The following is a 19,903-nucleotide window of genomic DNA, read 5'->3' as shown; positions in this document are numbered from 1 at the left end:
GGCAGTCCCTAAACTCGGCTTGTTTCAAGGAGGGAGCCTCAATCGTGCGCAAGGTGCTCATCGCCAATCGTGGCGAAATCGCTGTCCGCGTAGCCCGGGCCTGCCGGGACGCCGGGATCGCGAGCGTGGCCGTATACGCCGACCCGGACCGGGACGCTCTGCATGTCCGCGCCGCGGATGAGGCGTTCGCCCTGGGCGGTGACACACCGGCGAGCAGCTACCTGGACATCGGCAAGGTCCTGAACGCGGCCCGCGAGTCCGGTGCCGACGCCATCCACCCCGGCTACGGATTCCTGTCGGAGAACGCCGAGTTCGCCCAGGCGGTCCTCGACGCGGACCTCATCTGGATCGGCCCGCCGCCGCAGGCGATCCGGGACCTCGGTGACAAGGTCGCCGCCCGGCACATCGCCCAGCGCGCCGGTGCCCCGCTGGTGGCCGGCACCCCCGACCCGGTCTCCGGGTCGGACGAGGTGGTCGCGTTCGCCGAGCAGCACGGGCTGCCCATCGCGATCAAGGCCGCCTTCGGTGGCGGCGGTCGCGGTCTGAAGGTGGCCCGCACGCTCGAAGAGGTCCCCGAGCTGTACGACTCCGCGGTGCGCGAGGCGGTCGCCGCCTTCGGCCGCGGCGAGTGCTTCGTCGAGCGTTACCTCGACAAGCCCCGCCACGTGGAGACCCAGTGCCTGGCCGACTCCCACGGCAACGTGGTCGTCGTCTCCACCCGCGACTGCTCCCTCCAGCGCCGCCACCAGAAGCTCGTCGAGGAGGCGCCCGCGCCGTTCCTCTCCGAGGCTCAGGTCGCCGAGCTGTACGCCTCCTCGAAGGCGATCCTCAAGGAGGCCGGCTATGTCGGCGCCGGGACCGTCGAGTTCCTCGTCGGCCAGGACGGCACGATCTCCTTCCTTGAGGTCAACACCCGCCTCCAGGTGGAACACCCGGTCACCGAGGAGGTCGCCGGCATCGACCTCGTCCGCGAGATGTTCCGCATCGCCGACGGCGAGGAACTCGGCTACGGCGACCCCGAACTGCGCGGCCACTCCTTCGAGTTCCGCATCAACGGCGAGGACCCGGGCCGCGGCTTCCTGCCCGCCCCCGGCACCGTCACCACCTTCGCGGCACCGTCAGGGCCGGGCGTCCGCCTGGACGCCGGTGTCGAGTCCGGCTCGGTCATCGGCCCGGCATGGGACTCGCTCCTGGCCAAGCTGATCGTCACCGGCGCGACCCGCGAGCAGGCGCTCCAGCGCGCCGCCCGTGCGCTGGACGAGTTCCAGGTCGAGGGCATGGCCACGGCCATCCCGTTCCACCGCGCGGTCGTCAGGGACCCGGCGTTCGCCCCCGAACTCACCGGCTCCGCCGACCCGTTCACGGTCCACACCCGGTGGATCGAGACCGAGTTCGTCAACGAGATCAAGCCCTTCGCGGCCCCCACGGACGCCGAGGCGGACGAGGACACCGACCGCGAGACGATCGTCGTCGAGGTCGGCGGCAAGCGCCTGGAGGTCTCCCTCCCGGTCTCGCTCGGCATGTCGCTGGCCCGCACCGGCCTCGCGGCGGGCGCCAAGCCCAAGCGCCGCGCGGCCAAGAAGTCCGGCCCCGTCGCCTCCGGCGACACCCTCGCCTCCCCGATGCAGGGCACGATCGTCAAGGTCGCGGTCGAGGAGGGCCAGGAGGTCAAGGAGGGCGACCTCATCGTCGTACTCGAAGCCATGAAGATGGAACAGCCGCTGAACGCGCACAAGTCCGGCACCATCAAGGGACTTGGCGCGGAGGTCGGCGCCTCCATCACCTCCGGCGCGGCGATCTGTGAGATCAAGGACTGACCCCACCGCACGTTCAGAGGTGCCCGGCGGACAGGAACAGCCTGTCTTGGCCGGGCACTTCTGTAATGAACGCCTGGCATGCTGACGGAAACGAGCCGAGGAGGGCAGGTGGGACCCATGACCGACACAGACAGGCCGCCGGCGGGGCTGCGTGCCGACGCCCGCCGCAACTACGAGCGGCTGCTCGCCGAGGCCCGGGTGTGCTTCGCCGCGCACGGTACGGACGCGTCCCTGGAGGACGTGGCGCGGCGTGCGGGCGTCGGTATCGGCACGCTGTACCGGCACTTCCCCAACCGGCAGTCCCTGATGAGCGCGGTGTTCGAGGACGCGGCGAGTGAACTCCTCGCCCGTTCCCGGGAGTTGCTGTCCGCGCCGCAGCCGTGTGTGGCTCTGGTGACGTGGTTGCGGGAGATGGTGACGCACGCGAGTGAGTACCGGGGGCTGTCCCGGGCGTTGATGGCGGTCGCCCACGACGGTACGTCCGCGCTGGCCCGGTGCAGCCACCCGATCCGCGAGGCGGGGGGCGCGCTGCTGTCCCGGGCACAGGAGGCGGGCGACGTCCGTCCTGACGTCGAGATCGGCGACCTTCTCCAGCTGACCCACGCGATCGCCCTCGCGGCTGAGGGCAACCCTGGGGATCCTGAACTGGCGGACAGGTTGCTGACGTTGACGTTGCGAGGGCTGAAGCGGTAGTCCGATCAGCGCCTGCGCAGGTCCGCCACCCGCGCCGCGCGCTCCCGCTCGGGAGACTCCCCGCCGAGGACACCCGCTGCCCTCAACCCCGGCCCGCCGCCCGGTACTTGACCCCGTCGCGGTGCCGGGAGGGGTACGTCCCGGCGGCGTTGGTCCCGCGTCGGGGTCTGGTCACCCCCCTGGCTTCCCGATGCGCCGGCCACGGCGATCTGCACCCCCTGGTCGGCCAGCGCCTGCAACTCCGTGGCCGCGCGGTCGTCGTGGCCCGGGGGCTCGTCGGTGACGAGGCGGGTGATGACGTCCGTGGGCACGGTCTGGAACATGGTGTCCGTGCCGAGCTTGGTGTGGTCGGCCAGGACGACGACCTCGGCGGCCGCCTGGACGAGGGCCCGGTCGACGGACGCCGACAGCATGTTGGACGTGGACAGCCCGCGCTCGGCGGTCAGGCCGCTCCCGGAGAGGAAGGCCCGGGAGACGCGCAGGCCCTGGAGGGACTGTTCGGCTCCGCTGCCCACCAGTGCGTAGTTGGAACCGCGCAGGGTGCCGCCGGTCATGACGACCTCCACGCGGTTGGCATGGGCCAACGCCTGGGCCACCAGAAGGGAGTTGGTGACTACGGTCAGTCCGGGCACCCGGGCGAGCCGGCGGGCCAGCTCCTGGGTGGTGGTACCCGCCCCCACCACGATGGCCTCGCCCTCTTCGACGAAGCTGGCGGCGAGATCGGCGATGGCCGTCTTCTCGGCGGTCGCGAGATGCGATTTCTGCGGAAAGCCGGATTCTCGCGTGAACCCGCCCGGCAATACCGCACCGCCGTGCCGGCGGTCGAGGAGTCCTTCTGCCTCCAGTGCGCGCACGTCCCGCCGTACGGTCACTTCGGAGGTCTGGACGACGCGGGCGAGCTCACGGAGCGATACGGCCCCATTCGCTCGCACCATTTCGAGGATCAATTGGCGACGTTCTGCAGCGAACACGAAACTGACAGTAACCCCAACGACCGTCTGCTTTCAGGTGTTTGCGCCGAATAACGGAAGTTGTTCGTACAGCAGGACGGGAAGTGGTATAGGGCCTAGTCTCGCCGCCTATGCCGCCCGAATGGTCGACAACTCCCCGTGACCAGCGGGGAGTCCGTTTCGGCTCAGACTTCGCCCGTCGCCTTCCGCGTGTGGAGCTGCCGGGCCACCTCGGCGATCGAGCCCGAAAGAGACGGGTAGACGGTGAAGGCGTTCGCGATCTGTTCGACCGTCAGGTTGTTGTCGACGGCGATCGAGATCGGATGGATCAGTTCCGAGGCGCGTGGCGCCACGACGACACCGCCGACGATGATGCCGGTGCCCGGGCGGCAGAAGATCTTGACGAAGCCGTCCCGGATGCCCTGCATCTTCGCGCGCGGGTTGCGGAGGAGGGGGAGCTTGACGACGCGGGCGTCGATCTTGCCGCCGTCGACGTCGGCCTGGCTGTAGCCGACGGTCGCGATCTCGGGGTCGGTGAAGACGTTCGAGGAGACCGTCTTCAGGTTCAGCGGGGCCACCGCGTCGCCCAGGAAGTGGTACATCGCGATACGGCCCTGCATCGCGGCCACCGAGGCGAGCGCGAAGATCCCGGTCACGTCACCGGCCGCGTACACGCCCGGAGCGGTCGTACGGGAGACCTTGTCGGTCCAGATGTGGCCCGAGTCGCGCAGCCTGACGCCCGCCTCCTCCAGGCCCATGCCCGCGGAGTTCGGGATGGCGCCGACGGCCATGAGGCAGTGCGAGCCGGTGATGACACGGCCGTCGGCGAGGACGACCTCGACCTTGTCGCCGACGCGCTTGGCGGACTGGGCGCGGGAGCGGGCCATGACGTTCATGCCGCGGCGCCGGAAGACGTCTTCGAGTACGGCGGCGGCGTCCGGGTCCTCGCCGGGCAGAACCCTGTCTCGGGACGACACGAGGGTGACCTTGGAGCCGAGGGCCTGGTAGGCGCCGGCGAACTCGGCGCCGGTGACACCGGAGCCGACCACGATCAGTTCTTCGGGGAGTTCGGTGAGGTCGTAGACCTGGGTCCAGTTGAGGATGCGCTCGCCGTCCGGGCGGGCGTCGTCCAGCTCGCGGGGGTGACCGCCGGTCGCGATGAGGACGGCGTCCGCGACGAGGGTCTCCTCGGTGCCGTCGGCCGCCTTGACGATGACCTTGCGGGAACCGTCGATGGCCTGCATGCCGTCGAGCCGGCCCCGGCCGCGCATGACACGGGCGCCGGCCCGGGTCACGGACGCGGTGATGTCGTGCGACTGGGCGAGCGCGAGGCGCTTCACACGGCGGTTGACCTTGCCGAGGTCCACGCCGACGACCCGGGCCGCCTGCTCCAGGGGTGGGGTGTCGTCCGCGACGATGATCCCCAGCTCCTCGTACGACGAGTCGAAGGTGGTCATCACCTCGGCCGTCGCGATAAGGGTCTTCGACGGGACGCAGTCGGTCAGCACCGACGCCCCGCCCAGACCGTCGCAGTCGACGACGGTCACCTCCGCGCCGAGCTGCGCTGCCACCAGCGCCGCTTCATAGCCGCCGGGTCCGCCACCGATGATCACGATCCGAGTCACGTACCCCATTGTCCCGCACGCTTCAAGGTGCTTCCGCCCGGGGGCGACGGGAGGTGCGGGCGTCGGGGCCGCGGAGGGCCTTTTCGGCAGTGGACCCGGGTACCGGTGAGTACGGAAGTCCGGGCGCTCGGGTACCGGTGGTTACGGGAGTGGCGGGTGGTTCCGCTGCCGTACTCTCGAAGCATGTCGCTCTACGCCGCGTACGCCGGCAATCTCGACGCGCGGCTGATGACCCGCCGCGCCCCGCACTCGCCGTTGCGCGCCACGGGCTGGCTGAACGGGTGGCGGCTGACCTTCGGCGGCGAGCACATGGGCTGGGAGGGCGCGCTCGCGACGATCGTGGAGGCCCCGCGCTCCCAGGTCTTCGTCGCGCTGTACGAGATCGCGCCGCCCGACGAGGACTCCATGGACCGCTGGGAGGGCGTCGGCCTCGACGTCTACCGCCGGATGCGGGTCCGGGTGCACACCCTGGAGGGCGAGGAACCCGCTTGGGTGTACGTGCTGAACGGCTACGAGGGAGGGCTCCCGTCCGCCCGTTACCTCGGTGAACTCGCCGACGCCGCCGAGTCGGCCGGCGCCCCGCACGACTATGTGATGGAGCTGCGGAAGCGGCCCTGCTGAGGGTTCCCCGCGGCAGCGCTGAGCGCTTCCCACACATAACGCCCGTCACAGGTCTCGTTGGAAACGACAAGACAACGATCGCAATCCCGTGAGCTCTGTCATCTACGCGCGTAGGCCCAGACCAGCTACGCTCATCCGCGTGAACGCATCTCTTCTTCCGGACGACATCCAGGGCGACCCCCATGCCGCCGCTGACGCCGCCGCCACGCGCCTGCGCGAACTGACGGGCGCCGAGACCCACGACGTCGCCCTTGTGATGGGCTCCGGCTGGGGACCGGCCGTCGACGCGCTCGGCGTACCCGAGGCCGACTTCCCCGTCACCGAGCTGCCCGGTTTCCCGCCGCCGGCCGTCGAGGGCCACGGCGGTCGCATCCGCTCGTACGGGATCGGTGACAAGCGCGCACTGGTCTTCCTCGGGCGTACCCACTACTACGAGGGCCGCGGTGTCGCCGCCGTCGCGCACGGCGTACGTACCGCCGTCGCCGCCGGCTGCAAGACCATCGTCCTGACCAACGGCTGCGGGGGGCTCCGCGAGGGTATGCGGCCCGGGCAGCCGGTGCTGATCAGCGACCACATCAACCTCACCGCCACGTCCCCCATCGTCGGCGCGAACTTCGTCGACCTGACCGACCTGTACTCCCCCCGGTTGCGCGCCCTGTGCAAGGAGATCGACCCGGCTCTGGAGGAGGGCGTCTACGCCCAGTTCCCCGGGCCGCACTACGAGACTCCGGCCGAGATCCGCATGGCTCGGGTGATCGGGGCGGACCTGGTGGGCATGTCGACGGTGCTCGAAGCGATCGCTGCGCGTGAGGCCGGTGCGGAGGTGCTGGGTATCTCCCTGGTGACGAACCTCGCCGCGGGTATGACGGGTGAGCCCCTGAACCACGAGGAAGTTCTTCAGGCCGGCCGGGATTCCGCCACGCAGATGGGGTCGCTGTTGGCCCAGGTGCTCGGGCGGCTGTAGGCGCCGTCCCCAGGGGGCTACGCCCCCTGGACCCCCGGATGTTTCCCACCCACCCGCCCGTTCGCCGTCGGCCAAGACGCTGACGTAAAACCGACATACCCCACGAGAGGTTGACCCGACGTGCACGACGACGAACTCATCGCGCGGGCCAGGACCTGGCTCGCCGAGGACCCCGACGCGGACACCCGTGAGGAGCTGGGGAAGCTCATCGACGCCGGGGACGTCACCGAGCTCGCCGAGCGCTTCAGCGGGACGCTTCAGTTCGGCACCGCCGGCCTGCGGGGCGAACTGGGCGCCGGGCCCATGCGGATGAACCGTGCGGTCGTCATCCGGGCCGCCGCCGGTCTCGCCGCGTACCTCAAGCAGCACGGCGCGACCGACGGAGTCGTCGTCATCGGCTACGACGCCCGCCACAAGTCGGCGGACTTCGCCCGCGACACCGCCGCCGTGATGGTCGGCGCGGGACTCAAGGCGGCCGTACTGCCCCGCCCCCTCCCCACCCCCGTACTCGCCTTCGCCATACGGCACTTGGGCGCGATCGCGGGCGTGGAGGTCACCGCCAGCCACAACCCGCCCCGGGACAACGGTTACAAGGTCTACCTCGGCGACGGCTCCCAGATCGTGCCCCCGGCCGACGCGGAGATCGCCGCCGAGATCGAGGCCGTCGACTCCCTGCACGACGTGGCCCGTCCGGACGCCGGCTGGGAAACCCTCGACGACGCCGTCCTCGACGCCTACCTCGCCCGCACGGACGCCGTCCTCGCCCCCGGCTCCCCCCGCACCGCGCGCACCGTCTACACGGCGATGCACGGCGTCGGCAAGGACGTGCTGCTGGCCGCGTTCGCGCGGGCGGGGTTCCCCGAGCCCGTGCTCGTCGCCGAACAGGCCGAGCCCGACCCGGACTTCCCGACCGTCGCGTTCCCCAACCCGGAGGAGCCCGGCGCGATGGACCTCGCCCTCGCGCGGGCCCGCGCCGACGACCCCGACCTGATCATCGCCAACGACCCCGACGCCGACCGTTGCGCCGTGGCCGTCAAGGACCGCACCCAGGGCGGCGATTGGCGCATGCTGCGCGGCGACGAGGTCGGCTCCCTCCTCGCCGCGCACCTCGTGCGGCGCGGCGCCCAGGGCACCTTCGCCGAGTCGATCGTCTCCTCGTCCCTCCTCGGCCGTATCGCCGAGAAGGCGGGCCTGCCCTACGAGGAGACCCTCACCGGCTTCAAGTGGATCGCCCGGGTGGAGGGCCTTCGCTACGGCTATGAGGAAGCCCTCGGTTACTGCGTGGACCCGGACGGCGTGCGCGACAAGGACGGCATCACGGCCGCCCTGCTCATCACCGAGCTGGCGTCCGAGCTGAAGGCCGAGGGACGCGATCTGCTCGACCTCCTCGACGATCTCGCCGTGGAGCACGGTCTGCACGCCACCGATCAACTCTCCGTGCGTGTCGAGGACTTGACCGTCATCGCGGACGCCATGCGGAGGTTGCGCGAGCAGCCACCGGCCGCGCTCGCGGGGCTGGCCGTCACCGACGCCGAGGATCTGGCAGAGGGGACGGAGAAGCTCCCGCCCACGGACGGTCTGCGCTACACGCTCGACGGTGCCCGGGTCATCGTCCGGCCCAGCGGCACCGAGCCCAAACTGAAGTGCTACCTGGAGGTCGTGGTGCCTGTGGCCACACATGCCGACCTCCCGGCTGCCCGGGCTCAGGCCGCCGAGACCCTCGCGACGATCAAGCGGGAGCTGTCGGCCGCGGCCGGCATCTGAGCCGGATCCGAGCCACCGTCACGTCAGCCCAGCTCCCCCTGGTTCACCGGGAGTTGGGCTGTCGCATGCTCCCCGGCCGCCCTCTCCCGCCGCAGCCGTTCCATGCTGGAACGGCTATACGGATGTGCTCCTCACCCCCCCTTGGAGACATCCGCCGGTCTGCGCCCCGCCTGCCCCCTAACCGGGCGGGCCGCGTCCGTGCACGAGCCGCGCACGGGGTTCAGTCACGCATCAGGTAACTGAACCCCGTGTCCGGTCCCACGCAGGACTGGAGGGTGAGGTCGCCCCAGTAGAGGCCCGCCGCCGGGACGCCTCGGCCCGGGGTGACGTAGTGGGCGTAGACCCGATAGGTCCAAGTGCCGCGCGGGGTACTGATGTTGACCCTGGTGCCGACGGGCAGCGTGGCGAAACGGTCGAAGCCGCAGTAGTCGTGGCCGACGATCACCACGGTTCGCAGCTCGTAGCCGTCCTCGGTGCCGATCGCGGGGCCCGTCCACTGCACGGCGTGCCGGCAGGCGTCGACCTCCGCCTGGTCGCCCCGGACCACGGTCGAGGACCAGCCGCCGATACGGATCGTCGTGGACGTGGGACGCCCGGTCGTCGCCGTGTCGGTGCCGGGCGCGGCGGACCGCGTGGGCGTACGGCGTGGAGCGGCGGACGGGACCTTCCGGGAGAGGTCCGGGCCGGGCACCCGGGCGTCGGAGGCGGACGGGACCGCCGGGACGGATGCCGGTGTGTGGGGGCGCGGAGTGACCGAGGAAGGCGTCGGGGCGGCGGCGGACCTCGGCGCGGACGCGGACGGCACCGGTGGTGCGAGGGGGGCGGCCGGAGCGGTCGTCGTGGTCGTCCTGACCGTCGGGCCGGCCGCCGTGCCCCGCGTCCCCTCCCCACAGCCGGCCACAAGCAGGAGCGTCGCCGCGGCACCGGCGGCTGCCCGGACCACCGCTCCCGGCCCTGCCGTCATCCGAACCGTCCGTTCACGTAGTCCGAAGTCCGTTCGTCCTGGGGCGAGTTGAACATCGCCTGGGTGTCGCCGTGTTCGACGATCACGCCCGGGGTGTTCTGCGAGGCGAGGAAGAAGGCGCAGCTGTCCGAGACGCGGGCCGCCTGCTGCATGTTGTGGGTGACGATGACGATGGTCACCTCGGACTTGAGCTCGGCGATGGTCTCCTCGATGCGGCGGGTGGAGGTCGGGTCGAGCGCCGAGCAGGGTTCGTCCATCAGGAGGACGCGGGGTCGTACCGCCAACGACCGTGCGATGCACAGGCGTTGCTGCTGGCCGCCGGAGAGGGCGCCGCCGGGCTGGCGGAGGCGGTCCTTGACCTCCTTCCACAGGCCCGCCTTGACGAGGCACTCCTCGACCAGGCCGTCCTTGCCGTCGCGGGTGGCCTTGATGGCGTTGAGCTTGAGGCCGGCGAGGACGTTGTCGTAGATCGACATGGCGGGGAAGGGGTTCGGCTTCTGGAAGACCATGCCGATCTGGCGGCGGGCGTGGGTGATGCGGCGGCCGCGGTCGTAGATGTCCTCGTCGTCGAGGAGGACCCGGCCGGCCAGGGAGGCGGAGCCGATCAGTTCGTGCATGCGGTTGAGGATGCGCAGGAAGGTCGACTTGCCGCAGCCGGAGGGGCCGATGAGCGCGGTGACCTCGCGGGCGGGCATCGTGAGCGAGACCCGGTCGAGGACCTTGTGGTCGGCGAACCAGGCGGAGACGGAGTCGGCGCGCAGGCTCGCGGGGCCCTGACCGGTGATGGTGAGCGGCGGCTGGAGGAGTGTGTCGGTGAGGTCGGGGTTCGCGGCCGAGGGGGCGTTCCCGGTGAGGTCGGTGGACATGGTGGTGAGGTCAACTCCCGTACGGGGTCGGGTGGTTCAGAGCAGGTTGGGCAGCAGGGAGACGATGGCCCCGGAGTCGGCGAGGCCCAGGGCGAGCAGCAGGGGGCCGGCGCAGATCCAGGTCTGCCAGCGGCCCCAGACCCGATGGGCGACCACCGCGAGCAGGGCGGCGAGCAACAGGCCCTGGGACCACAGGAAGACCCGGAGCCAGGCGCTGTCGTCACCGCCCAGCGCCTCCTCGGACGCGGAGATCCAGCCGGCGCGCAGGTCGCGCGGCGGGTTGGCCTGCACGGGGGTGATCAGCCGGGCGTCCACCCGCAGCACACCGCTCGGTGTGTACGGGCCGCCGGTGGCGGTGATCAGGGTGAGCCGGCCCTGTCCCTGGCCGATGGGCGCGGGCAGCGCGTCGCCCGCGCGGCGGATGCCGGTGACCTGGTAGACGGCCTTGGTCTGGCCGGTGGTCAGCTCGATGCCGGCGCCGACGGGCAGGTTGTGCAGGTCGAGGAAGGGGCTGCCGTAGCCCCACTGGCGGCCCATGATCACCGAGGTGCCGGCCTGGCCGGGCAGCGGGGTGTCCCGGCGGTGGCCCGGGCCGGACATCAGCACCTCGGAGGTCGTGCCCTCGGCGACGACCTCCTTGATGCCGAGGGCGGGGATGCGCAGCAGGGCGACGGGCGCGCCCGGCTTCAACATCCTTCCCTCGTAGTCGCGTTGGCCCACGGGGGCGGTGCCCAGGGCGAGTTCCTTGCGCAGTTCGTCGTACGCCGTCTGCTGGTTCCTGGCGTGCTGGAGGTGGCCGACGACCGTGAGGTTCGCGGCGAAGCCGAGGAGCACGGCGGCCAGGACGCACAGGGCCGCCCCGGCGAGTGCGAGCCCGGGACGGGCGGGGGGCCGCGGGGTCTCCTGCCGCGGCTGCGTGGTCGGCGGGGGCGGTGGCGGGTCGGGCGGGCCGTCGGCCGGCGCCGACGCGTCGGCCGTGGGCGGGGCGAGCGTGGTCACGGGGTGCGCTCCTCGAAGCGAGCGGGACGGTTTCCTTCGTACGACGTCTCTCGTACGGCGGGTGGGCGGGTCCGGGGGCGCGTCGGCGTGCGTCCCCGGACCCGCCCGGCCGGTCAGCGGTGTTGCGGGGTGTCGCCGGTGCCGAAGGTCAGCAGACCCTTGCGGCGCATGTGCAGCACGAGCGCCGAACCCGCGGCGAGGAACGCGAGCGAGGCGAGGCCGATCGCGCCGGCCTCGGTGCCGGTGGCCGCCATGGAGCCGGTGCCCGAGCCGGTTCCGGTGCCGCCGTCACCGCCCGTCGTGCCGCCCGTGTCCGAACCGCCGCTCGTGGAGCCGCCGGTGTCCGTGCCGCCGGAGGCCGAGTCGGACGCGCTGGGCGAGGGCGACTCGCTGGAGTCGTCGCCGCCGGTCGTGAACGCGAAGGCGACGCTGTGGCCGTCGGTCCTGTCCTCGGCGAGCGTCAGCGTGTGGTCGCCGTCGGCGATGTCGCTCGGCACGGTGAACGCGTAACTGTCCACGGTCCCGGCGGAGTTGGCCTTGGCGTCCGTGAAGGTCGCGTCGCTGTCGGCGAGGGTGACCTTGACCGCGGCACTCGCGGTGTAACCGCGGGCAGTGATCTTCACCTTCTGGCCGGGTTCGAGGGCGGGATCGGTGCCGAGGTCGGTGCCGTCCTCGTCGGTCACGGTGAGGTCGGGGTTGTCGCTGGGGCTCGGGCTGGAGGTCGCCGCGTCGGTGCTGACGAAGGCGAAGGACCCGAACACGCCCGACTTCTCGGTGAAGTGGAGGCCGTGGTCGCCGTTGGGCAGGGCGTCGGGCACGGTGAACGCGTAGTCCGTGACGGCACCGTCGGCGCTCGCGGTCACGTCGGCGTAGGTCGCGTTGGAACCGGTGAGGGTCACGCCCACGGTGGCCCCCGGTGTGAAGCCCTGGACGGTGACCTTCACCTTCTGGCCGATGGACAGCGTGGGATCGGCGGCGAGGGCCTTCCCGTCGGCGTCCTTGGCGGAGATGGCGTAGTCGATGGTCGGGGTGACGGTGGCCTCGGATGTGGCGTAGGCGTCGAGGTCGGTGGGGGTGAACACCGCGCTGTACGTCGTGAGGCCGCCGATCGCCGGTGCCTTGACGGTGAGTTCGGCCTTGCCGTCCGCGACCGCCGCCGTACCGAGCGACGTGTCGCCGTTCTTGAACTCGACGGAGCCGGCCGCGGCCGGGGTCACCGTGGCGGTGAGCTTGAGGTCGCCGCCGACCTGGACGCCGGAGGCGGCGGTCAGGGCGAGGGACGTGGGCTGCTGTTCGAGCAGGGCCCAACTGGTGCCGGTGACCCGGACCTTGGCGAGGAAGCCGTCGGCGGTCGTGCCGCCGCCGCAGCCCAGACCCAGGGTGTAGGTGCCGTCGAGGGATCCGTCGGGGATCCACACGCGCAGCGCCTGCTCCAGGCTCTTCGCGGTGGTCCCGGCCAGCGCCTTCATGTCCACGGTGAAGGGGGCCGTGCCGAGCGGGGGCTTGGTGACGCTCTGGGCGAGGTTGGTCTGCACGGCGGAGTCGGTCGGCTTGTACACCTTGAGGACGGCCGTGACCTGGGTGGTGTTCGGGCACCCCGCGCTCGACGTGACCGAGGTGGTCATGGGGTTGTCCGAGATGCTGCCGGTGGCCGGTGCGACCGTGAACTTGCCCAGTGTCGTGGCCGCTTGTGCCCGACCCGAGAAGGCGAGGACCCCGGCCAGGGCGGCGAACAGCAGCGCGCAGCAGCTCAACAGGGCCACTGGCGATCGGAGTTGTGCGAGACGGTGATTCATGTGGTGGTCCCCCCACGGGGTTCGGGTCGTGGATGAATACGCCGACAGGGCCGGGCACCCACGGGGGTGCCCGGCCGTTGCGCGGCTACTGGACGGTGATCAGCTCTCGCCCTTGAGGGTCGTGCTGCCGCAGTCGCTGCCGAGGCCGCCGAAGCCGTAGTCGGTGATGGTGGAGGTGTTCTGGCAGACCGCGGAGCCGGTGCCCACGAAGGTGGCCGCGATCAGGGAGTCCGACAGCTTGGCCGTCGGGACGACGTTGTAGACGTTCCGCAGGTAGGGGAAGTCCAGGTTCAGCGTGAGGTCGTCATTGCGCGCGCCCGTTCCGTTGACGGAGCCGAGCACGGCGGAGCCGCGGCGGTCGTCGACGACGAGGGTCTCCTGGGCGGTGTACTGGGCCACCGAGTACGGGAAGATGTCACCGGCGCTGTCGACGGCCGAGCCGTCGTTCTCCTGGATCGTGGAGTCCGACGTGACGCAGGAGCCGGGGGCCGTCACACCGATGGAGCTGAGGAAGAAGGCGCGGGTGCCGGAGGCCGACTGCGGCAGGATCGGGGTCAGCGTGACACCGTTGAGCGTGGTCAGGGTGCACTCGTAGATCGCCTTGAGCTGGGCGGTCGTCAGGTTGTCGGGCAGCGCGCTGCCGTCCTGCTTGACCCAGGACACCGCGTCCTTGGCGTACGGGATGAACGTCAGGTCCGTGGTGGTGGTGTTGTTCGGGCCGCGCGAGGAACGGGCGAAGTCCACACAACCGGTGGAGCCGTCCAGGGCGGTGTTCAGGGCCGTGATGCCGGCGCCGGAGCCGTCGGGACGCGGGATCGTGCAGCTGCCGGTCGCCTTGGTGGTGATCGGGGTCGTGCCGGTGGCGTTCCACGAGGCGATGACCTTGCCGCTGCTGTTCGTGATCGCGTCGCCGAGGGCGTTCACGACGTCCTGGGTGGTGTCCGAGCCGACACCGGCGAGCTGACGGTAGTCGGTGGCCGAGCCGGGGTCCGCGTAGGCGGGGGCGGCCAGGGCACCGAGGCCCAGGGCGACCGCTCCGACACCGGCACCGATACGCAGGCGGGTCTTGACGTTCACTTGAGTTCTCCTCCGTGGAAACGGATCGAGCAAAGGACGTACAAGCGGAAGACGTACAGGCAGAATCCGGATCTCTTTCGCCGCCGGCCCGTCGGCCGGCCACGCAGAACAATTCCGTAGAATCGCGTCCCGGGACCACTAATTCCAGCCGGTCATCAGGTGACGACTCCATTTCCTAGGTGACTCCAAGGGAATTCACTTGACGGTGTGCGGATTTCCCGGGGCGTGAATGCGCCCCGGGAAATCCGGACACCCGGGAAACTCAGCCGCCGGCCGCCCGGCGGCGTGTGGAGAGGCGCAGCATGACCGGGCCGGCGAGGGCGGCCGCTCCGCCGGCGACGAGGACGCCGAGCAGTACCCAGCGGACGATCCCGAGCACGTCCGAGGGGGTGTAGCCGCCGGACTGGGCCACGTTCTGCTTGGCCGGGTCGGTCTCCGCCGGGGCGGTGGAGGGCTTGGCGGTGTCCGAGGCGTCGGCGGTGGCGCCCGACGTACCGGTTGAGCCGGTGCCGGTGGCGCCGCTGGTGCCGCCGTCCGCTCCGCCGGACACCGAGCCGCCGCTGCCGGTGCCGCTCAGGTCGCCGCTCCCTCCGGACGTGCCGCCGACGGACTCGTCGGGGTCCGGCACGCCCTTCTCCAGCCGGGCCGCCGCCTGTTTTGCCTGCGTGCGCATCGCCGTGGGCAACGGGGCGTATCCGTACGGCAGTTGACCCTTCACGGTGCCCTGGGTCTGGCCGTCGCCGGCCGCGTAGCGCATCACCCTGGCGTAGTCGAGGCGGGCGTCCTTGGCCTGGTCGAGGGAGGCCGCCGCGTAGACCACCGCGGTCAGCGGATAGGCGCCGTCCTTCATCGTGCCGGGGTTGGGCGCCTTGACTCCGGCCACGTCGGAGTCGGGCATCTCGGCGACGGCCTTGAGCAGGGAGTCGTTGGTGGGCTTGACGTACTGCCCGTCGGCGTTCGGCAGGGCGGCGGCACCCAGCAGGTAACGCACGGCGGACGCGTTGTCGACCAGGCCGAACTGGCGCTGTTGCGTGGGGATCGGGCGATCGATCGCCGCCGGCTTCGTCGGGAGAGTGGTGAAATCGCAGTTGTACGCGGTGCCGATGGAGCCACGGCGTATCTTCAGCGCCGCGTCGTGCATGTCGTTCATGTAGGGGACCACGTCAAGCCCGGTGTACGTGAAATCGGGGTAGCCGCCCCCGCACTGCGTGGTGGTGGGCGTGAGGTCCGTCTTGGGGAAGAAGTCCAGGGAATCCGAGAGCACCCCGTTCTCGTACGCGGGGTTCACCTTCATTCCCCAGGGATCGGCCTTCCCCGCGATGAATTCCTTCGCGTCGGTGTCCGCCAGAATGTATTTCCACACCAGGTTGGCGGAGTCGGTGTTGTCCACGGCGACGGCCAGACCCAAGGGGGTGTTGGCGGCCGCCTGGCCCGCGAGGCCCGGATTGAGCTTGAGGAATTCGGGGTCCTTGACGAGGGAATCCGGGTTGGCGGCGAGGTAGCCGGGCACCTTGTCGCCCGGCTTGATCAGGCTGAGGGGATAGGACTGCGTGAGCACCTTGGCCAGCAGCCTCTGGTTGAGCTTGAGCTCCGTCAACGGCACGGTGCCGCCCGTGACGTCGTACATCCAGACGAAGCCGACGGTCAGCCCGGTGACCGCGACGGGCGCGTGCACCACCTGGGGTCCCCCGTCGACCGGTTCGACGGGATCCACCGTCATGGCGAGCCCCGCCAGCGCGTCACCCGAGGTCACCGCGTCCCGAGCCTGCTGCTCGCCGGACTGGGTGTAGTTGAACCGGTACGTTCCGGCCTTGCACAGCGCGCTCTGCCACGACGTGACGGCGTCGGTGGCCAGTTCGGAGCCCATGATTCCGCGCTCGGGCTTGCTCGGGTCGCAACTGTCCGTGACCGGGGCGAAGCCGAGCCGGAACGCTATGCGCTGATCCCAGTTCGACCGGCTCAGGGAGGAGGAGACCGCGTCGCCCGACTTGTACGGGCTCCCGCTCGCGTTGTGGGTGCCGCGGGGCACCACCACCAGCCAGCAGGGCTGGATCGTGCCGGCCGACGTGGTGCGGGCGCCGCAGCCCAGGGCGGGTTGTTCCACGGCCGACTTCAGCTCGAACGACATGTCGCCGCCGCCGTCCCCGTCGTTCGGCAGGAACGCGACGGCGTTGGTGTCCCCGTCGTTGAAGTACGTGATGTCCGTGCCGCTCGTGGTCGGGTCGCCCTGCCCCTCGACCGGCCGGAACGGCGCGTAGTGGGTGCCGTTCCTGTCGACCGGGGTCGAGGACCCGGTCTCCAGCGGGTCACCGAGCGAACCGCCGCCCTGGTACACGAACCGGCCGTTTCCCGCCTGCACGCCGGACGCCAGTCCGTACTCGCACTGGGTACGGTCCGGCCCGGACGCCTCGTCGCCCCAACACTGCATGACCGACAGGAAGTTGGAGTACGAGTTGTCGGACGGCGCCCCGCCCGTCCACGTCACCCGCACGCCCTGCCCGGTCAGGTCCTTCGTCTGGTGCACCGTGACCTTGAGATTCGAGAAGTCGTCGTACGGCCCCTTCGCCCCGCTCTTGGTCACCGCCGACGTCTCGGTGACCGCCGCCCGCGCCTGGTCCGCTCCGTGGGGCAGCGGCAGTACCGCCAGCACCAGGGCGGACAGCAGACAGCCCACGCCCGCGGTCACCCGCCGGCGGCCGGGCGCCGTCCGTACCGTCAGCCGTCTCATCAGAACTCCCTCTTGCGGCGCGAGCGGGCGGCCAGCATCCGCGCGGTGAGCGGTGGTCCGACGACCACCGCGAGAAGCAGTACGGCCGACAGGGCCATCAGGGCGCCACGCATCCCGAGGGCGTTGTCGGAGGCGAGGGCGACCGGGTTGGCCACGACCGACGTGTCACCGGTGCCGGTGCCGGTCCCGTCACCGCTGACGACTTCGCCGGTGTCGGGGTCGACGGACGCCCCGGAGGTGCCGCCGGCCGCGGCGCTCGCGGTGCTGTCGGGCTTTCCGTCGCCGTTGGTGTCGGTGCCGCCGGTGCCGCCCGAGGCGGAGGAACCGCCCGAAGTCGAGCCGCCGGACGACGAGTTGGAGCCGCCCGAGGTGCTACCGCCGTTGGCGGCGGGCTTCACCGGGGTGTCGGTGCCCGCCGCGCCGGCCGTGCCGGTGGTGCACTGCGTCGAGCCCTTCTTGTCGCAGGACTTGGGGTAAGGGGCGTTCTTCGTCAGGGTGTTGACCCCGCCGGAGAAGGTGGGGTTGCGGCAGTCGTTGATGTTGATGGTGCTGGTGGGCGCGCCCGGCACCCGGCGGATCTGCTCGAAGCCCGCCTCGACGAGGTTCTTCGGCAGCGGCGAGTAGCCCAGGTCGTCGGCCTGCTGCTGTCCGTCGCACAGGAAGTAACGGGCGAACGTGCCGAGGGAGTTGCCCTTGGCCGTGGTGAAACCCGCCTCCACCTTCGTCGGCAGGATCATGTAGCTGTAGCTGGACAGCGGGTAGGTGCGGGCGTCCGGGTTCGTGTAGACGTTGTCGAGGATCTGGGTGAGGTAGTTCGAGGACTGCTTGTTCTCGTTGATCTCGGCCTTGGTCAGCGCCACCGCCACGCTCGCCGCGGTCGGCTCGACGTAGTAGTTGTCCTTGTTGAGCACCTTGGCCACCGGGAAGCCGGTGTTCTTCGCGTAGGAGTACTCGACGTAGGTGATCGCGCCCTCGCCGGAGGGCTGGCGGACATGGCCGGAGACACCGAGCGAGCCGGACTTGGAGACCATCGTGGAGCCGCTGAGCAGCGGATAGAACGAGGTCATGCCGCAGTTGCCGCTGCCGCGCCCGGTGCGGGAGCAGTAGTCGCTCCACAGGGCCGGGTACTCCTTGGACATCCAGGTGGTGAACTGGGCGCTGGTGCCCGAACCGTCGGAGCGGACGACCGGGACGATCGCGCGGGCCGGCATGGTCAGGCCCGGGTTGTCGGCGGCGATCGCGGGGTCGTTCCAGCGGGTGATCTTGCCGGTGAAGATCTTGGTGAGTACGTCCCCGGACAGGCGGAGGTTGGTGACCATCTTGCCGTTGATCTTGAGGTTGTACATGAACGCCGTACCGCCGGCCACGATCGGCATGTAGGCGTAGCCGCGGCTCGGCGGGACCTCGGTGACGCCCTGCTCCTTGAGGCCGTAGGGGATCTCGGAGACCGCGAAGTCGACGGTGTTGTTCTTGAACTGCTGGCGGCCCTGCGAGGAGCCGTTGGCCGAGAAGTTCACCGTCATGCCGTAGTTGGCCTTGACGTTGCGGACCCACTGCTGGACCGCGTTGGAGCTCCAGGTCGAGCCGGAGCCGGTGATCTTCGCGTAGGAGGCGGCAGCGGCGGACGACGGTTGGGCGGCGAGCACGGCGCACAGCAGTGACAGCACGGTGCCCGCCAGACGGAGACGAGTGGCGGGTTTCACGACGAACTCCCGTTTTCGGTAAGGGCGTTGGGGCTCGGGATCGACGAAGGAATGGAAACGGAGAGGGCCTGGCGACCGGCGAAGCGACGCGCGTCACGTCGCGACGCGAGGACGCGCCGGTGTTCCTGACGGCGGCTCAACTGACCCGGTCCACGGCCGCCGACGATGCGCGCGGCGACGAAGAGCAGCAGCACCAGCGTCATGAGCAGGGCGGCCGTACCGAAACCGCGCGAAATCATGTTCGGCTCGGGCGACTTGACGTACTCGAAGGTGACCAGCGGCAGGGAGACCATCGGGTCGTGCAGCGGGTTGAGGTTGAGGTCGTTGGTGTAGCCCGCGGTCAGCAGCACCGGTGAGGTCTCGCCGATGCCGCGTGCGGTGCCCAGGATCACGGCGGTGGTCAGGCCCGAGCGGCAGGTCGGCAGGACGACGTGCCACACCGTGCGCCAACGGCTCGTACCCATCGCGTAACTGGCCTCGCGCAGGGTGCCGGGCACCAGCCGGATCACGACGTCGGCGGCCCGGATGATGATCGGCAGCATCATCACCGAGAGGGCGAGACCGGCGGCGAGGCCGGACTGGCTCAGGCCGAGGCCCAGGATCACGGTGGCGTAGATGAACAGGCCGGCGACGATCGACGGCAGCGCCGTCATCGCTTCGACGATGGTGCGCACGAACCGGGCGTAGCCGCCGGGCACTTCGGTGAGGAACACCGCGCAGACCAGTCCGGCCGGCACGGTGATCATCAGCGCGATGGTGATCATGATGAGGGTGCCGGCCGCCGCGTGCAGCGCGCCGCCCACACTGAGCGGCTCCAGTGGGCCGGCCAGCTTCATGTCCTGGGTGAAGAAGTTCAGGTGCACCAGCGCCTTGCGGCCCTCGACGAGCGCGTACACGACGACGAACGCGAGGATCACCACCAGCAGCACGCCCATCGACCGGACGACCGTCGCCGCGATCCGGTCGACGATGGCGGGCCCGTCCTCGTCGAAGGAGACCAGCAGGGCGTAGATCAGCAGGAAGAGGCCGTAGGCCATGACGACGAAGCCGACCGCGCCGTTGAAGGGGAGCACCCAGGCGAACAGCAGCCAGGTCAGCGACAGCGCGGAGGCGGCGGCGCCGACCACGGCGTACGTGTCGGTGGCGCGCAGCCGGGTCAGGGCGCGGCGGCGCTCCCCGCCCGGCACTGCGGCGGGCACGGGGCCCGGCAGCGTGGTGCGCGGGCGGCCGGTCGCCTGACGCGCGCCGGGCGCTTCAGGGGCAACGGTCATGGTCGCTCATTCCTGTGTGGCGTAAGGGCTGCGGGTGCCGGGGAGAGGGAACGGAAGGGGGTCAC

15 protein-coding genes are annotated in these 19,903 nt (G+C 70.7%); 5 read left to right on the top strand and 10 right to left on the bottom strand.

Annotation, left to right across the window (positions count from 1 at the left end; genetic code table 11):
* The first annotated feature begins 44 nt into the window (after positions 1 to 44).
* Positions 45 to 1,817, top strand: a complete 1,773-nt coding sequence (locus OG496_RS35195; RefSeq protein WP_405973766.1) for an acetyl/propionyl/methylcrotonyl-CoA carboxylase subunit alpha — start codon at positions 45 to 47, stop codon at positions 1,815 to 1,817.
* 117 nt (positions 1,818 to 1,934) lie between these two features.
* Positions 1,935 to 2,510, top strand: coding sequence for a TetR/AcrR family transcriptional regulator (locus tag OG496_RS35190; protein ID WP_366489390.1), 576 nt, complete (start codon positions 1,935 to 1,937; stop codon positions 2,508 to 2,510).
* 5 nt (positions 2,511 to 2,515) lie between these two features.
* Here OG496_RS35190 and OG496_RS35185 read toward each other — a convergent pair whose 3' ends face one another.
* Together OG496_RS35185 and OG496_RS35180 are read right to left on the bottom strand one after the other, a co-directional pair.
* Positions 2,516 to 3,481, bottom strand: coding sequence for a DeoR/GlpR family DNA-binding transcription regulator (locus tag OG496_RS35185; RefSeq protein ID WP_328679733.1), 966 nt, complete (start codon positions 3,479 to 3,481; stop codon positions 2,516 to 2,518).
* A 164-nt stretch (positions 3,482 to 3,645) separates the two neighbouring features.
* The gene (locus tag OG496_RS35180) at positions 3,646 to 5,094 is read right to left on the bottom strand and encodes an NAD(P)H-quinone dehydrogenase (protein ID WP_262056026.1); all 1,449 of its coding nucleotides are present in this window, start codon (positions 5,092 to 5,094) and stop codon (positions 3,646 to 3,648) included.
* A gap of 174 nt (positions 5,095 to 5,268) precedes the next feature.
* Here OG496_RS35180 and OG496_RS35175 point away from each other — a divergent pair, with 174 nt between their 5' ends.
* The 3 genes from OG496_RS35175 (at position 5,269) to OG496_RS35165 (ending at position 8,434) form a co-directional block, all read left to right on the top strand.
* Complete coding sequence (locus tag OG496_RS35175; RefSeq protein ID WP_019055782.1) at positions 5,269 to 5,706, top strand: gamma-glutamylcyclotransferase; 438 nt, start codon at positions 5,269 to 5,271, stop codon at positions 5,704 to 5,706.
* A gap of 139 nt (positions 5,707 to 5,845) precedes the next feature.
* Entirely contained in the window at positions 5,846 to 6,670 is an 825-nt protein-coding gene (locus OG496_RS35170; protein WP_033280227.1) for a purine-nucleoside phosphorylase, read from the top strand.
* 120 nt (positions 6,671 to 6,790) lie between these two features.
* Positions 6,791 to 8,434, top strand: coding sequence for a phospho-sugar mutase (locus OG496_RS35165; RefSeq protein WP_405973765.1), 1,644 nt, complete (start codon positions 6,791 to 6,793; stop codon positions 8,432 to 8,434).
* A gap of 220 nt (positions 8,435 to 8,654) precedes the next feature.
* Here the strand turns inward: OG496_RS35165 and OG496_RS35160 are convergent, their stop codons facing one another.
* The 8 genes from OG496_RS35160 to pstA all read right to left on the bottom strand — a co-directional run bounded on the left by OG496_RS35160 (position 8,655) and on the right by pstA (position 19,838).
* Entirely contained in the window at positions 8,655 to 9,398 is a 744-nt protein-coding gene (locus tag OG496_RS35160; RefSeq protein ID WP_405973764.1) for a hypothetical protein, read from the bottom strand.
* Positions 9,395 to 10,264: a phosphate ABC transporter ATP-binding protein gene (locus OG496_RS35155; protein WP_405973763.1), complete on the bottom strand. Its 870-nt coding sequence runs from the start codon at positions 10,262 to 10,264 to the stop codon at positions 9,395 to 9,397. Before OG496_RS35155 ends, OG496_RS35160 begins: the two co-directional genes overlap by 4 nt.
* A 36-nt stretch (positions 10,265 to 10,300) precedes the next feature.
* Positions 10,301 to 11,263 (bottom strand): sortase, encoded by a 963-nt coding sequence (locus OG496_RS35150; RefSeq protein WP_405973762.1) that lies wholly within the window; start codon positions 11,261 to 11,263, stop codon positions 10,301 to 10,303.
* A gap of 113 nt (positions 11,264 to 11,376) precedes the next feature.
* Positions 11,377 to 13,059, bottom strand: coding sequence for a hypothetical protein (locus OG496_RS35145; RefSeq protein ID WP_405973761.1), 1,683 nt, complete (start codon positions 13,057 to 13,059; stop codon positions 11,377 to 11,379).
* A 99-nt stretch (positions 13,060 to 13,158) separates the two neighbouring features.
* Positions 13,159 to 14,136, bottom strand: coding sequence for a substrate-binding domain-containing protein (locus OG496_RS35140; RefSeq protein WP_405973760.1), 978 nt, complete (start codon positions 14,134 to 14,136; stop codon positions 13,159 to 13,161).
* A 262-nt stretch (positions 14,137 to 14,398) separates the two neighbouring features.
* Positions 14,399 to 16,864 carry a hypothetical protein gene (locus tag OG496_RS35135; protein ID WP_405973759.1) on the bottom strand — a complete coding sequence of 822 codons (2,466 nt, stop codon included), beginning with the start codon at positions 16,862 to 16,864 and terminating at the stop codon, positions 14,399 to 14,401.
* Entirely contained in the window at positions 16,864 to 18,567 is a 1,704-nt protein-coding gene (gene pstS, locus OG496_RS35130; RefSeq protein WP_405973758.1) for a phosphate ABC transporter substrate-binding protein PstS, read from the bottom strand. The genes OG496_RS35135 and pstS overlap by 1 nt, the downstream gene beginning before the upstream one ends.
* On the bottom strand, positions 18,564 to 19,838 hold the full coding sequence (gene pstA / locus OG496_RS35125) for a phosphate ABC transporter permease PstA (protein WP_405973757.1): 1,275 nt from the start codon (positions 19,836 to 19,838) through the stop codon (positions 18,564 to 18,566). The genes pstS and pstA overlap by 4 nt, the downstream gene beginning before the upstream one ends.
* Positions 19,839 to 19,903: the final 65 nt, after the last annotated feature.

The organism is Streptomyces sp. NBC_00988 (assembly GCF_045162645.1).
GTDB lineage: Bacteria > Actinomycetota > Actinomycetes > Streptomycetales > Streptomycetaceae > Streptomyces.
This window is presented reverse-complemented; position numbering and strand designations above follow the sequence as displayed.

What these genes read in the sequence shown, in the direction of transcription:
- OG496_RS35190 (WP_366489390.1), top strand. Translation starts at nt 1,935, where the DNA reads ATGACCGACACAGACAGGCCGCCGGCGGGGCTGCGTGCCGACGCCCGC.
- OG496_RS35180 (WP_262056026.1), bottom strand. Translation starts at nt 5,094, where the DNA reads ATGGGGTACGTGACTCGGATCGTGATCATCGGTGGCGGACCCGGCGGC.
- OG496_RS35175 (WP_019055782.1), top strand. Translation starts at nt 5,269, where the DNA reads ATGTCGCTCTACGCCGCGTACGCCGGCAATCTCGACGCGCGGCTGATG.
- OG496_RS35160 (WP_405973764.1), bottom strand. Translation starts at nt 9,398, where the DNA reads ATGACGGCAGGGCCGGGAGCGGTGGTCCGGGCAGCCGCCGGTGCCGCG.
- OG496_RS35155 (WP_405973763.1), bottom strand. Translation starts at nt 10,264, where the DNA reads ATGTCCACCGACCTCACCGGGAACGCCCCCTCGGCCGCGAACCCCGAC.
- OG496_RS35145 (WP_405973761.1), bottom strand. Translation starts at nt 13,059, where the DNA reads ATGAATCACCGTCTCGCACAACTCCGATCGCCAGTGGCCCTGTTGAGC.
- OG496_RS35135 (WP_405973759.1), bottom strand. Translation starts at nt 16,864, where the DNA reads ATGAGACGGCTGACGGTACGGACGGCGCCCGGCCGCCGGCGGGTGACC.
- pstA (WP_405973757.1), bottom strand. Translation starts at nt 19,838, where the DNA reads ATGACCGTTGCCCCTGAAGCGCCCGGCGCGCGTCAGGCGACCGGCCGC.